Source organism: Ensifer sp. Root127, assembly GCF_001425225.1.
Classification (GTDB): Bacteria; Pseudomonadota; Alphaproteobacteria; order Rhizobiales; family Rhizobiaceae; genus Ensifer; species Ensifer canadensis.
This window is the reverse complement of the sequence record NZ_LMDX01000028.1, coordinates 1-13,001: the sequence shown is the minus strand read 5'-3', so window position 1 is coordinate 13,001 and position 13,001 is coordinate 1. Positions and strand designations below refer to the sequence as shown.

At 59.0% G+C, this 13,001-nt stretch carries 15 protein-coding genes and 3 pseudogenes; 15 read left to right on the top strand and 3 right to left on the bottom strand.

Annotated features, from left to right (window positions below; all coding sequences use genetic code 11):
* Positions 1-9: 9 nt before the first annotated feature.
* From ASD03_RS26605 to ASD03_RS26590, 4 genes are read left to right on the top strand one after another with little or no spacing between them, the layout of a single operon-like run.
* The gene (locus ASD03_RS26605) at positions 10-1,023 is read left to right on the top strand and encodes an ABC transporter permease (protein WP_057217474.1); all 1,014 of its coding nucleotides are present in this window, start codon (positions 10-12) and stop codon (positions 1,021-1,023) included.
* Positions 1,024-1,028: 5 nt separating this feature from the next.
* Positions 1,029-1,943 carry an ABC transporter permease gene (locus ASD03_RS26600; protein WP_057217440.1) on the top strand — a complete coding sequence of 305 codons (915 nt, stop codon included), beginning with the start codon at positions 1,029-1,031 and terminating at the stop codon, positions 1,941-1,943.
* Positions 1,936-2,787 (top strand): ABC transporter ATP-binding protein, encoded by an 852-nt coding sequence (locus tag ASD03_RS26595; RefSeq protein ID WP_057217438.1) that lies wholly within the window; start codon positions 1,936-1,938, stop codon positions 2,785-2,787. Before ASD03_RS26600 ends, ASD03_RS26595 begins: the two co-directional genes overlap by 8 nt.
* Positions 2,788-2,792: 5 nt before the next feature.
* Positions 2,793-3,548 (top strand): ABC transporter ATP-binding protein, encoded by a 756-nt coding sequence (locus ASD03_RS26590; RefSeq protein WP_200957358.1) that lies wholly within the window; start codon positions 2,793-2,795, stop codon positions 3,546-3,548.
* A gap of 395 nt (positions 3,549-3,943) precedes the next feature.
* Here ASD03_RS26590 and ASD03_RS26585 read toward each other — a convergent pair whose 3' ends face one another.
* Positions 3,944-4,324, bottom strand: coding sequence for a hypothetical protein (locus tag ASD03_RS26585; protein ID WP_057217434.1), 381 nt, complete (start codon positions 4,322-4,324; stop codon positions 3,944-3,946).
* A gap of 427 nt (positions 4,325-4,751) precedes the next feature.
* On the opposite strand from ASD03_RS26585, the gene ASD03_RS26580 reads away from it, so the two are divergent.
* From ASD03_RS26580 to ASD03_RS26535, 11 genes and pseudogenes are all read left to right on the top strand, one after another.
* Positions 4,752-5,015, top strand: coding sequence for a hypothetical protein (locus ASD03_RS26580; protein ID WP_057217432.1), 264 nt, complete (start codon positions 4,752-4,754; stop codon positions 5,013-5,015).
* 167 nt (positions 5,016-5,182) lie between these two features.
* Positions 5,183-5,356, top strand: a complete 174-nt coding sequence (locus ASD03_RS40055) for a hypothetical protein (protein ID WP_199197013.1) — start codon at positions 5,183-5,185, stop codon at positions 5,354-5,356.
* Between the two features lie 10 nt (positions 5,357-5,366).
* Positions 5,367-6,095, top strand: coding sequence for a zeta toxin family protein (locus tag ASD03_RS26575; protein WP_082557417.1), 729 nt, complete (start codon positions 5,367-5,369; stop codon positions 6,093-6,095).
* A complete protein-coding gene (locus ASD03_RS26570) occupies positions 6,083-6,949 on the top strand; it encodes a hypothetical protein (RefSeq protein ID WP_057217429.1) in 867 nt (288 codons plus the stop codon). Before ASD03_RS26575 ends, ASD03_RS26570 begins: the two co-directional genes overlap by 13 nt.
* 724 nt (positions 6,950-7,673) lie before the next feature.
* A complete protein-coding gene (locus tag ASD03_RS26560) occupies positions 7,674-8,426 on the top strand; it encodes a FadR/GntR family transcriptional regulator (protein WP_057217427.1) in 753 nt (250 codons plus the stop codon).
* Between the two features lie 40 nt (positions 8,427-8,466).
* Positions 8,467-9,459: a TRAP transporter substrate-binding protein gene (locus ASD03_RS26555; RefSeq protein WP_057217425.1), complete on the top strand. Its 993-nt coding sequence runs from the start codon at positions 8,467-8,469 to the stop codon at positions 9,457-9,459.
* A 76-nt stretch (positions 9,460-9,535) separates the two neighbouring features.
* Positions 9,536-10,003, top strand: a complete 468-nt coding sequence (locus ASD03_RS26550) for a TRAP transporter small permease (protein ID WP_057217423.1) — start codon at positions 9,536-9,538, stop codon at positions 10,001-10,003.
* A gap of 12 nt (positions 10,004-10,015) precedes the next feature.
* Positions 10,016-11,293 (top strand): TRAP transporter large permease, encoded by a 1,278-nt coding sequence (locus tag ASD03_RS26545; protein WP_057217420.1) that lies wholly within the window; start codon positions 10,016-10,018, stop codon positions 11,291-11,293.
* A 20-nt stretch (positions 11,294-11,313) separates the two neighbouring features.
* Positions 11,314-11,760 (top strand): ribose 5-phosphate isomerase B, encoded by a 447-nt coding sequence (rpiB, locus tag ASD03_RS26540; protein WP_057217418.1) that lies wholly within the window; start codon positions 11,314-11,316, stop codon positions 11,758-11,760.
* Between the two features lie 102 nt (positions 11,761-11,862).
* Positions 11,863-12,109, top strand: a pseudogene (locus tag ASD03_RS40770) (hypothetical protein); the annotation flags it as partial.
* Positions 12,110-12,121: 12 nt separating this feature from the next.
* A pseudogene (locus ASD03_RS26535) lies at positions 12,122-12,390 on the top strand (DUF2442 domain-containing protein); the annotation flags it as partial.
* Here the strand turns inward: ASD03_RS26535 and ASD03_RS40765 are convergent.
* Together ASD03_RS40765 and ASD03_RS40180 are read right to left on the bottom strand one after the other, a co-directional pair.
* Positions 12,383-12,668 (bottom strand): annotated as a pseudogene (locus ASD03_RS40765) (hypothetical protein); the annotation flags it as partial. The pseudogenes ASD03_RS26535 and ASD03_RS40765 overlap by 8 nt on opposite strands.
* Positions 12,669-12,776: 108 nt before the next feature.
* On the bottom strand, positions 12,777-13,001 hold a 225-nt coding region (locus ASD03_RS40180), incomplete at its 5' end, for a hypothetical protein (protein WP_210177775.1).

Genomic DNA, 13,001 nt, shown 5'->3' with positions numbered 1-13,001 from the left:
AGCAAGAAGCTGCTGTCCGGTGCCCGCAAGATCGCGACCTCATTCGCCGTCATCCTGACCACCCTGTTTGGTCTTCTCATCATTACGTTCGTGATCGGACGACTGGTGCCGGCGGATCCGGTGATTGCCGCCATCGGCGACCAAGCGGACCAGGCGACCTATGAGCGCGTTTACAAGGAGATGGGCCTCGACCGCCCGCTCTATGTTCAGTTCGGGCACTATCTGTCGGATGTTGTGAGACTTGATTTCGGTCAGTCGCACATCACGAAAAACAGTGTATCGAGCGATCTCGCCCGTGTGTTTCCGGCCACGATCGAGCTCGCGACGTTGGCGACGCTGATCGGTGCAGGGTTCGGCGTTCCACTCGGGGTCATCTCCGCCGTACGCAAGGGCACGTGGGTGGATCACCTTGGGCGGGTCGTCGGGTTGCTCGGTTATTCCACACCGATCTTCTGGCTCGGGACGATCGTCATCCTCGTCTTCTATGCCAAATTCGGACTGATCCCGGGTGGCGGGCGCATCGATATCTACAACGAAGGCCTCGTCGAGGGACCGACGGGATCGCTGCTGGTGGATTCGATCCTCGCCGGCGAATGGGAAGTCTTCTGGAGCGCAATCCACCATGTGATCGCCCCGGCACTGATCCTCGGTTATGCCGCCATGGCTTATCTCAGCCGTATGAGCCGCAGCTTCATGCTGGAACAGCTGCGCCAGGAGTACATCCTGACGGCGAGAGCCAAGGGGCTCGGGCAACGTGCCGTCGTCTGGCGCCACGCCTTCCGCAATATCCGCGTTCAGCTTCTCACCGTGGTCGCGCTCGCCTATTGCGGCCTGCTCGACGGTACAGTGCTGATCGAAACGGTCTTTGCCTGGCCCGGCCTCGGCCAGTATCTCACGTCGGCGCTGTTCTTCGCCGACATGAATGCCGTTCTCGGAAGCGTCCTTCTGATCGGCATCATCTCCATCGCGATCAATCTCCTTTCGGACATTGCCTATCGCTTTATCGATCCAAGGACGCGGTGACAGTCATGACAAAACAAGGGTCCCTGACCACTCTGCACGACTGGCTGATCAACGAGGACTTTACCTCGACACGCCAGGCGCGGCTGCACAAGATGTATGTCGCCTGGCTCAGCCTGCTCGCCAACCCGCTGGCCTTCACCGGCTTTCTCGTGGTCCTGTTTCTGATCATCGTCGCCATCCTGGCGCCCGCGATCACCAGCTACGATCCTTACGCGCAGGACCTCTCCAGCGCGTTGCAGCCGCTGTCATGGCAACACTGGTTCGGAACCGACGAATTCGGCCGCGACGTTTACACGCGGCTAGTCTTCGGCGCCCGCACGACGCTCTATATCAGCATTCTGGTGACGATCATCGTCGCGCCCATCGGTTTTGTCATCGGGGCGACGGCTGGCTATCTCGGTGGCTGGATCGACGTCATCCTGATGCGCATCACCGATATCTTCCTGTCGTTTCCGAGCCTGGTTCTCGCCCTCGCCTTCTCCGCGAGCCTGGGACCTGGCATCGAAAACGCCGTCATTGCCATCGCGCTCACAGTCTGGCCGCCGATCGCTCGTCTTGCCCGGGCAGAGACACTGACCTTCCGCAACGCGGATTTCGTGGTCGCCGCCGAATTGCAGGGCGCCGGCATGATCCGCATTCTCGTGCGCCATATCGTGCCGCTCTGCGCACCCTCTGTTGTCGTCCGCCTGACGCTCAACATGTCGAGCATCATCCTGACGGCAGCCGGTCTCGGCTTCCTTGGACTGGGCGCGCAACCGCCAATGCCCGAATGGGGTGCGATGGCCGCTTCCGGCCGTCAGTACCTCCTGGACGCATGGTGGCTGACGACTATCCCCGGCATCGCGATTTTAACCGTGAGCCTCGCCTTCAACCTGCTCGGCGACGGCCTGCGCGACATCCTGGATCCTCGAAATGGATAAACCTTCAGACACAATTTTGACGGTCGAGAACATGTCGGTCGAGTTTCCGACCCTGTCCGGCACGGTCATGGCCGTACGCGACGTGTCATTCACGGTCGGTCGCGAAAAGGTGGGCATCATCGGCGAATCCGGATCGGGTAAGAGCACGACCGGCCGAGCGATCATGCGCCTCCAGCCTCCCAAGGCCAGGGTCCACGCGGAGCGTATGATTTTCGAGGACATCGATCTGATGAAGGCCAGCGAGCAGGAGATGCTCTCCATTCGCGGCCGACGCATCGCCATGATCCTGCAGGACCCGAAATATTCGCTCAATCCGGTGATGAGTATCGGCGAGCAGATTGCCGAAACGGTCTTGCTGCACGAAGGCGTCTCCCGCAGGCAAGCCCATGCCCGGACGTTGGCCATGCTGGAACGCGTGCGCATCCGCGATCCGCAGCGGGTGTTCGACCTCTATCCGCACGAAGTCTCGGGCGGCATGGGCCAGCGCATTATGATCTCGATGATGCTGATCGCCTCGCCGTCGCTGATCATCGCCGACGAGCCTACCTCGGCTCTCGATGTTACAGTGCGCCAACAGGTTCTTTCGATCCTCGACGAGCTGGTCGTCGAGCGAAATATCGGCCTGATCTTCATCTCTCACGATCTCAATCTGGTCCGCAGCTTCTGCGACCGCGTCATCATCATGTATGCCGGGCGCATTGTGGAGACCATCGCGGCTTCCGACCTGGACAACGCCCAGCACCCCTATACCCGTGGCCTGCTCAATGCGTTGCCCAGCCTCGACCATCCACGCGATCGGTTGGAAGTGTTGCGGCGCGACCCGGCCTGGCTGGAGAATATGTGATGTCGATGATCAAAGTCGAAAAACTCGCCGTTTCCTATGGCAAAGCCGACAACGAAGTGCGCGTGGTGAAGGATGTCTGCTTTGCCGTTGCGAAAGGCGAAGCCTTCGGGCTTGTCGGTGAAAGCGGTTGCGGCAAATCCACGATCCTCGGCGCCCTTGCCGGACGCAACAAGCAGTGGACCGGCACCATTGAGGTTGATGGCGAGGTGATTGGCCAGAAGCGTTCCAAGGCCCAGTTGGCGAAGCAACAGATGGTGTTCCAGGACCCGTTCGGTTCCATCCACCCGCGGCACACGATCGGTCGCACGCTTCTAGAGCCCCTGGAGATCCATGGGCTGGATCGGCGCCAGGAACGGGTGCAAAAGGCTCTCGATGATGTTGGTTTGCCGCAGAATTTTCGATACCGGTTCCCGCATCAGCTGTCCGGCGGCCAGCGCCAGCGCGTGGCCATTGCCCGGGCGCTTATCCTGTCACCCCGCATTCTACTGCTCGATGAACCAACGTCGGCGCTCGACGTGTCCATCCAGGCCGAGATACTGAACCTTTTGAAAGATCTGCGCGAGCGAGAAGGGCTGACATATATCCTCGTCAGCCACGATCTCGCCGTGGTCGCCCACCTGTGCGACCGCGTTGCCGTGATGCAGGATGGTGGCTTCGTCGAATTTGCGGAAAAGCGACAGCTGATCGAGCGGGCCGTTACCCACCCCTACACCCGCACCCTGATCAACGGCAGTCGTGGCTACGTTCCTCTGTGGCGATGATCTCATCGTTAGCCTGCCATGATTCTGCTTGCTTATAACTGGCGACGATTATCCAACCCCTGTCAGCTACAGGCGCCATCGTTTTCCACCATCTGTCACCGCCTACGCCATCTGGCCTTGTTACCGATTTCCGCTGAGTCTGCGCGCCTGGTGGAAGAAATGCTGCTGGAGCGTGAGAGTGCAGTTCCTATGAGATGATCCGCTGACGCGTTCAGATACATCATGACGCGCTTTTGCTCGGCTTGGGGTAAGGCTTGTTACCCTCCAAAATAGACATGATGCACTTCGGTTAGGTTCTCCATAAGGGGAACATCATGTGAACCGGCAAAGCGGTGAATTGACCTGCGCCCGACCGGTCTCAAACCGGCATAAAAAGGGAATGCTTGCGTTTCCGATCACAGCCTCCAACACTTAGGTAAAGGAGGGTTGTTCTGGTTGATGGCCGCAACGGTGTTCCAGCGCCCAACCAAAGCCCCAATCAATGCGCCACCCAAACCGGCTAACGCAACCACGCCGGACTGGAGCAATTTATCCCACCAGGGACTCCCGGGCACCCTCTCCATTTCAGCTGCGTTGAGCTGCTCAACAGTCGCCCCTAGAGGCGCCGGCATAGTAGCCGGCTTACCGGGATCCTGCTCAGATTTCTTGACAGCTTCAGCTTGCACTGGCGCTGCGAGCGGCGCATTTTTGTCGGTATTCGGCGTCTGGGCGGACTGCGCGAATGTTGGCCCTGCCAGAGACAGCAAAGTCGCGAGGACCAGTGCTGTTAGTTTCATTCAAACTCCGCCTCAACCGAACCGTTGCGCCTTGCGACACAGCTAATCCATTTATCGGCATCGCGACGTGTAGGATCTTGTCCCGTTATCCGCAGGTGCAAGACAGCGAATCCCGCCTTTTCGAGCCGGACTCTCCATTCATTTTGCCCATAGTAGGTAAATAGCCGACCGTCGGCATCTCCGAGAGCTACCCCGCCCCGCTTTGACAGAGCTGAAGAAAACACGGAGCGGCCTTACAATCCGCGCCACTGGTGTCGAAGATGATCTCAAGTTTTTCGGGCATGGGGCTGTTCCTTCCTCTATTCCGAGGATGGTCCAGCCCGACGACGCAAGGCACAAAGGTAGCCGACGGCTACGGGGTCGGATATGCAGGAAGGGAGTAGAAAGGAAGAAGGGCATGGCTGACGAATTGAGCGCCGAGTAGATCGTGGAACTCATACCTGAACCGATCATCGATCTCGTAAGGGAGCTGCACGCAGCCGAGATCGGGTCTGAGGATCATGAGAAGCTGCACGATATAGTCAGGCAGGCCAACGGCGTTCTATTTCGGATGTCTGCAAACAGGATCGCCGCAGATTTGCCACCCGGCGCGTTCGCGGACGAAGAGGACGAGCTGGAGGAGCCGATCGAGGGGCTGCCACCTATCGACTTTAGGATCGGACTACGCGGCAAAAAGAACCCCGCAGTGTGAGCCGCCGGGTTAAGGTAGAGATAGGAACGGAAGATGCCCGAGGGCTTCAAGGCCGTCTCTCGCGGCCTGTTGCATCCCGTGTTGCCGTCGGCGGAACCTGGCATAAGCCGAAATTTGCAGCCGACGGCCGAAAGCATTATGTTGAAGGCAGGAATAGGAGATCGACGATGCTCTTGCAGAAGTACCGCGAGAACAAGGAAGCCTTGAAGCAGATCGGCCGGGAAGCCCTTGCCGAGAGCCGTCGCATGGGCCTGACGATTTCCGCAAAGGATCGCCAGAACGAAGCCAAGGATCGGACGAAGCACGAGCGCAAGGATCACGCTCCGGCCACGGTAAGGTAGCGATCGCTGTATGCCGGAATTGTCGTGCATCCTCCTTGCCGGGCCAAACGGCTCCGGCAAGTCTTCCGCGTTCGCGAAGCTCGATCTCGAAGGTGTCTGGATCAACGCAGACGAAATCGCCAACGCGATGCCCGCGATCGGCGATGGCAAATCGACCGACATTCAAGCTGGTCGAGCTGCCCTCCGATACATTGCCGAGATGATCGAAACCCGGCAGTCTTTCATTTTCGAAACCACACTGAGCAGCCAGCAATCGATCCGATTGATGCGAGAAGCCAAAGCGGCCGGGTTTATGGTGGGCCTCTATTATGTCGCCCTGGATTCCGTTGAGAGGAATGTCGAGCGTGTCCGACAGCGCGTGTTGAAGGGCGGCCACAGCATCCCGGAAGAGAACATCCGCAGGCGGCATAAGGGATCGTTCGCGAACCTGACCGCAGCCTTGATGGTCGCGGATGAAGTCGTCCTGATCGATAATAGCGGCCTCGAGCCTCATGAGGCGTTCGTGATTAGCTCTGGCGAGATCCTGTCATTCGACATCGACGACAGCCAGGAGCTGCACGGCATATTCTCCGACAAGGTGTGCGAGGCCTACGATCTCGTGCGGACTGAGGACGGCTTCAGGAAGGCGCCTAAGCTGGCAGCTCGTCGAGGCGGCGACGGGGGCTTCCACCCCGAAGCCGTCACCTGGACATGGGCCGAAGCCTCCGGTCATGAAGTGAGAGTGGCATGTTCGAACTGATCAACCTGCTCGAAACCGTGTACCGGACCATCTCGACCGATCTCGAAGCTTGGTTTGAGCAGTTTCCTCAGGGTCAGGCTTGGAACGTGTTTTCCGACTACTGCATCGGAGATCCGAACAAGTCGAATGACACCTTTGCCTTCGCGATAGTTCTCAACCACGACACCCAGTCGAACATCGAAGAATATATTGCGGCGGTAGCGCCTAGCGACATCAAAGGATCCCGGTCGTCGTCGCAAGGCCTCATCGAGTACCTGAGATGCCCTGTCGTCTTCAGCGTCAGCTACCTGGTCGATAAAAAGTCGAAGCTGCTTCGTGACTACATGACCGACGACAACATCCGCGGCGCTCTTCAGGACATGCGGGAAGTCGTCGCACAGATGGCGAGCATGATCCCGGAGAAGGTTGATTGTTACCGGGCAGTGGACAGACGGCTGGCGAGCTTCCAGACCGAGATGAAAAGGCGCTCTCCAAATTCTAATCTAGCTCGACAGATTCTTCTCTGTGCTGCCTTTGCCTCAATCGTCTGTCGGCACCTGGCAGTTAAGAAGAAGCCGAGATTCATCCGCTGGATCAGCGATCGGGATGCCATGTTCGACAAGCACGAGATCACGCGCTGGCCTGTCGATATGGAGACGAAGGGCGATGCTGACTTCTTCGTCTTCATTGAATTGGACCTGAGGACGATGGCGCCAACGTTCTACGTCCTGACGAACGCGCAGGCGCGAGCCACCTTCAGGGACTACATCGGGGGCGGAAACTGCTACCCGGGAGAGGTCAGGAAGCTGATCCGGCCGAACGATTTCTCGGCCCTTTTGCCGCCCCTTGAAGCCGTCAGATCTGAGTTCCGATAAGGAAGCTTATTGGAAATCAGACAGTCGAAAGGCTCGTGTGGGTGATTGGTAGCGAAGAGAAGTGAGTTCATGACCGGAGCCGAAAAGCGCAGTCATCGGATACAGGGCTAGTTCATCGCTTGTATGCTGCCAGCGATGCAGCATTCTCAAGGTCAATCTTGTACTCGCGCATGATTTGCAAAACCTCGTCGAGAAGATCGCCAAACTCTGGGCCGCCGATGTCGAGGAACTCACGTGCGCAATCTTGTTGCGTCGATGAACTAGGCTTTCGTCAATCAGATTGAAGCGCGACGTGTATCCGGCAATATTGATATTCAGCGATGTTGCGATATTGCTGAAGACCTTCGACGTAAGGTTGGATTCGGTATTGATCGCAGAGCCTAGCTGTAACCTTGCCGTATTCTCCAATTCCGACCGGATAAAATCGAAAGCGTCGATGTTTGCGAGAGACTGGCGAGATGCAGCCAGCGTTTGGAGCTTCGACTTCAGCCCAAATACGGAGAAACAGGACTTCAGCTCGCTGTATTTAAGTCCGCGGCTGTCCACAAATTTCAGGTACATTTCGGAGGAGGCTTTGATGAAGCCTTCCCAATGCGCGCGTATAGGAGAGCAACTCCGGCCCTGATAAAATATCGGCGCTCTGGGCCATTACCTTTCGATGCGACGCTGAGGTTGACCTTAACTGGATCTGGTGATTTACTGGTAATACCAGTGGAGACCAGCTGTGAATACGTTGATAAGTGCCGAGTCCGACTCAGTCGCCGGGACCGAAAGGGTCCTGTCGTTCTTTCGCGAACAATTGCTGTCCGGCGCCCTGAAGGAGGGCGACAGGCTACTGGGCGAGCGTGAGCTGTGCCTGGCTCTCGGGGTTTCGAGACCCGTGCTTCGGGAGGCGCTTCGGTCGCTCGCAAACTACGGTTTTCTAGATATTCGCCACGGCAAGGGCGCCTTCGTGCGCAAGGCCGATATTGCCGTCCTGGGTGATTTCCTGACCTTCTGCCTGGCCCAGCAGCCCGACATGGTCGACGATATCATGCAGGCGCGAATTGCCATCGAGTGCCAGGCAATCCGCCTGGCATGTAGCCGCGCAACCGACGGAGATCTCTCGCGGATCGGAGGTCTGCTTTCGACACTCATGGAAACGCTTGATGATGCCGAGGACGGCGGCGCTGCAGACTTCGCGTTCCACCTGGCGCTCGTGGAGGCTAGCCGCAGCCCGGCGCTGATCACGATCTATCACTCGATAGCCACCTTGCTGAAGCGCAGCCATGTCCAGCGGCGCATCGAAACCAGCGATACGACCGGCATCCGCGATTACCTCGTTGAGGCCCACCGGGAGGTCTACCTTTCCGTACTCGCGCGCGATCCCGACGAGGCCGAGACCAAATTGCGCCAACACTTTGCCATCGGCGATAAGCTTCGGCGCAAGAGCTACATAGCCGCATTCGCCAGGAAGGGTCTGCCGGAGGAGAAATAACAGGCAGATCAGTCTTTTTTATCCAAGGGAGGAGAAGAAAATGCTGAACATTCTCAAAACACGCGGCCTGGCCGCATTCGCACTCGGGGCAGCGCTCGTGGCCGGGCCGGTTTCGGCTGCGGAATTGCGATACGCCCATGTCGGCGCCGAAGGCGATATCCAGACGATTTATGCCGCCGCCGCCGCGGAAGGCATCAAGACCGCCACCAATGGCGAAGTGACCGTCACGGTCTATCCCGCCAGCCAGCTTGGGGGCGTCGCCGAAATGGTCGATGGCGTTCGCATGGGGTCGATCTCCATGGGCCATCACGATTTCGCGTCGCTGGCCCGCCTGGTGCCGGAAGTGGCCGTGTTCAACGCGCCTTTCATTTATCGCGACGGCGCCCACGCACTGGCTGCGACAGATCCCGCGACTTCGCCGGCCCTTCAGGCCGTCAACGAGAAGCTGGTCGCCCAGGGCATCCGCATCATCGGCCGCATCTATCGCGGTGACCGGCATATTTCGTCGAATTTCCCGGTCAAGACTCCGGCCGACCTTGCCGGCAAACCCTTCCGCGCGGTGCCGCTTGAACTCTGGGTCTCGATGGTCAAGGGCTTTGGCGCAATCCCGACCCCGGTCGAGGTAGCCGAACTGCCAACGGCTCTGATGACCGGCGTCGTGGTCGGCCAGGAAAATCCGCTGACGATGATCGCCTCTAACAATCTCAACGAGGTGCAGACCCATTTGTCCATGACCGGCCACATGCGGGCCGTGCTGGCGGTCTTCATCAACGAGGAAATCTGGCAGGGGCTGACCGAGGCGCAGCGGACGGCCATCACCAAGGTACTGGACGACGAGGCCAAGAAATCGCTGCAGATGGCAACCGAGTCCGAAGTCAAACTCGTTGCCGACCTCAAGGGTCGCGGCATGACCGTTCTCACCGAAGCCGACGGGCTTGATGTGGCGGCCTTTCGCGAGAAGGTGAGCGCCCAGATCAAGGAGGACTTCCCGGCCTTCGACCCGCTCTTGGCTCAGATCGCTGCCGTCAAGTAAGCCGCTCAAAGGCATCGGGACGGCCACATGCCGTCCCCACACCCAATAATCCGAACATATGAACGGAGCAAACAAGATGCGCCTGCTGGAACGTGTCCTGACCGTTATCTGCGTCTGCCTGATGGCAGGCATCGTGATCGTCCCGACAACTCAGGTCGTTCTGCGAAACGTCTTCACGCTGCCTTTCATCGGAGCGGAAGAATTGACGCGGTTCCTCCTGATCTGCCTCGTATTCGTGTCCTACCCGCTCGTGGTGCAGAACGGCGAAAACATCGTCATGGGCGAGATTAAGGCTGCACTACCAAAAAAGCTGCGCGGCATTATCAACGTCTGCATCTCCATCACGGCGGTTGCTATCGGCTTATTCCTGGCCTGGGTCACTGTCACCAACATTTCCAAGAACCTGTTGAACGCGACGCCCACCCTCGGAATCCCCTTCTGGATCTTCCTAGGAACCACATTCTTCGGCTTCGCCGGGGCAGCCGTCGTGCATGTGCTGCATTTGCGCAAGCCGCCCCAAGCGGACACGAATATCGCTGTGTAAGGAAAAAATCCCATGGGATTTCTAGTTGTTGTCGCCTTTCTCAGCCTTTTCGTGCTGGGCTTTCCAGTGGTCTATGCCATCCTGCTGCCGTCGATCCTCTATGTCCTGGTGGAGGGATTGCCGTTCGGCCTGCTCGCACAGCGCATCACCTATGCGCTTGATTCCTTTCCGCTGGTTGCCGTGCCGTTGTTCATCTTCGTCGGCAACCTGATGAACCTGTCCGGCATTACCGACCGCATCTTCCATTTCGCCTATACGCTGGTCGGCCGCGTTCCCGGCGGATTGGCGCAGGTCAACGTCTTCGGCAGCCTGGTGTTTTCCGGCATGTCGGGGGCCGCGCTGGCCGATATCGGCGGCCTCGGCCGCATCGAGATCGACGCCATGAAGAAGCGCGGGTTCGATCCCGCCTTTGCCGGCGCGGTGACAGCCGCGTCCGCGACCTTGGGACCAATCTTTCCGCCATCCATCCCGCTGATCGTCTATGGCTCGGTAACCAGCGTCTCCATTGTCCAGTTGCTGATCGCCGGCATCATGCCCGCGCTCGTCTGCACAGTGCTTCTGATGCTAACGGTACTTGTCGTCGCTACCCGCCATCGTCATCCCCGCGCCGAGCGCTGGCCGGCGCCGATGGAAATCGTCAAGGCTCTGCTGCCGGCACTTCCCGCCATCATTGCCCCGGCGCTGATGGTTGGAGGCATGACCGCAGGCGCCTTCACCCCAACGGAAGCCGCCGCCATCACCGCCGTCTACGTCATCTTCATCAGCGGCGCGCTCTACCGTGAACTGACCTTCGCGCACCTCTGGAATTCGGCATTGCTGACAGCCCGCAGCTGCAGTGCGATCCTCATCATCGTTGCGGCGGCAGCCCTGTTCGGCTGGATCCTCGCAGTCGAACAGGTCCCCCAGACTTTCGCAGCGTCTCTGCTCGGCTTGTCCAAGGATCCGCTGACGCTGCTGCTCATTGCAAACTTGATTTTCTTCATCGCCGGCATGTTCCTGGATTCGACGACGGCCACCCTGCTGCTGGTGCCTATCATCGCACCGCCGCTCGTGCTGGCCGGCGTCGATCCGGTGCAGCTCGGCATCGTCACGATCTTCAACCTGATGATGGGCCTGCTGACACCGCCGATGGGCCTCTCGCTGTTCCTCGTATCCGACATCGCCAAGGTGTCGATTAGAAGTCTGCTACGGGCACTCCTGCCCTTCTATGTACCCTTGCTCGCCACGCTGGTCATCCTGACTTTCGCAAAGGACTTCACGCTTTGGCTGCCTCGACTGATTGCTCAATAATCTCAACTGGGAGAAATGACATGCGCATCGTTATCGGCTCGGATCACGCCGGATTTCCGCTTAAGGCTACGATCATTGACTATATCAAATCGCTCGGCCATGAGGTGAATGACGTCGGATCCTACAACCCCGATCCTGTCGATTTTCCCGACATCGCGAAAAACGTCACCTCCTCGCTCACCGCCGGCACCGCGGACCGCGGACTGCTGGTTTGCGGTACCGGCGTGGGAGCATCGATCGCGGCAAACAAGGTCAAGGGTATCCGCGCAGCTGTCTGCCACGACGTCCATTCGGCTCACCAGTCAGTGGAACACGACGACGTCAACGTCATGTGCATTGGCGCCCAGATCGTCGGCGCATGGCTCGCCAAGGATTTGGTCGAAGCCTACCTCAAGGCCGAGTTCTCGACCGACGAAGACTTCAGGCGCCGCGTGCGTAAGCTCGCCGAAATGGACGACCAGCGGTAGTTCGCTTTCGTCGGCGGTCAGATCCTCCTGAAACCTCTCCCACGAGCCGGGACACGGTCGCCCTCCCCGCGAGGGCTGCCTGTTGTATTCCTGGGCGATTGGGCCCACGCCGGCAAGAGCGGCCGCAGCGTCGGCCTTCATCGCCACCGCTTTCGCTCAGGAGACTCCCGAGGCAGCGTCCCTACAATGGCGAGCCGTCGCCGACCAGATCCGGCCAAAGGTGGCGAAGCTGGCAACAATCATCGACTAGGCCGAGCCCGACGTCCAGCGCGCCAAATACATGACGCAGGAAACGATCAGCCAGATGAGAGATGATCCGATGATCGGCCTGCTAGCAGTGGCGCGCTGATCAGCCCGGCCCGCAGCTTTCATGGTGCCTGCCCGATCGGTACAATGCCTGGAGAATGCAACGCCTGCCCAGTTGGCGGAAGTCGAGCTTTTGGGCGAAACTGGCTTGCATTGGGAAACCTTAGACTGGATTTCACCATCCTCGGTTTAATGAAGGGCATATTCGGAACTGCGAAGTTCATGGAGGCTCAACGCCGAGGCGGGCAATCTCGGTCCGCCGCGAAGATCGAGGCAAGCCGAGCCAACGGCGCGAAGGGCGGGCGTCCCCGGAAGATCAGCTAGGCTGGCCAATCGCCGCAGCGCGCTGTTTCAGGCGATACATTATGCGATCCTCGTGTGCCGCAACGCCCGCCTTCGCCAGTGACCTACCGATGTTGGCGATGTTGTCGCGGGCGGCCTTCGGATCGTCCTTCGACGAGGCGAGCCCGAGCCCGAAGTCGACGCCCCTCACCCTGCCAAACTCGAAATTGCGGTTGGGTAATCCAGTGCCCGTTCCGGCGCAAAGCCGATGCCAAGACCGGCGATACCAGTCACACCACCGAGAAGGTGTCGTCACACGCTCGGCCACTCTGGCTTTGACAAAGCGGGAAAGTTCGTGCTTAGTGTCCTCAGTCCTAGGACGGAGGACAGTCACGATGAAGAGCCAAGACATAATCGTCCTGCTGAAGCTACTTAGCCTGCAAGAGCAGGAACTCACAAAGGGTACAGCTCAACTGCGATCTGACTCTCTCGGGGGCGACCCTTATTCGGTGCGAAATCTTGAAGCTCTGCTCGGGATTAGCAAAACCGAAATCGCGCAGTCGATCAAGAGAAGCGTCGCTTCCGGGATCGCGCGGAAAGACAGTCGCACCAATGAACCACGGCCACATCGGCGAAACCTTTTCGAGTTCATC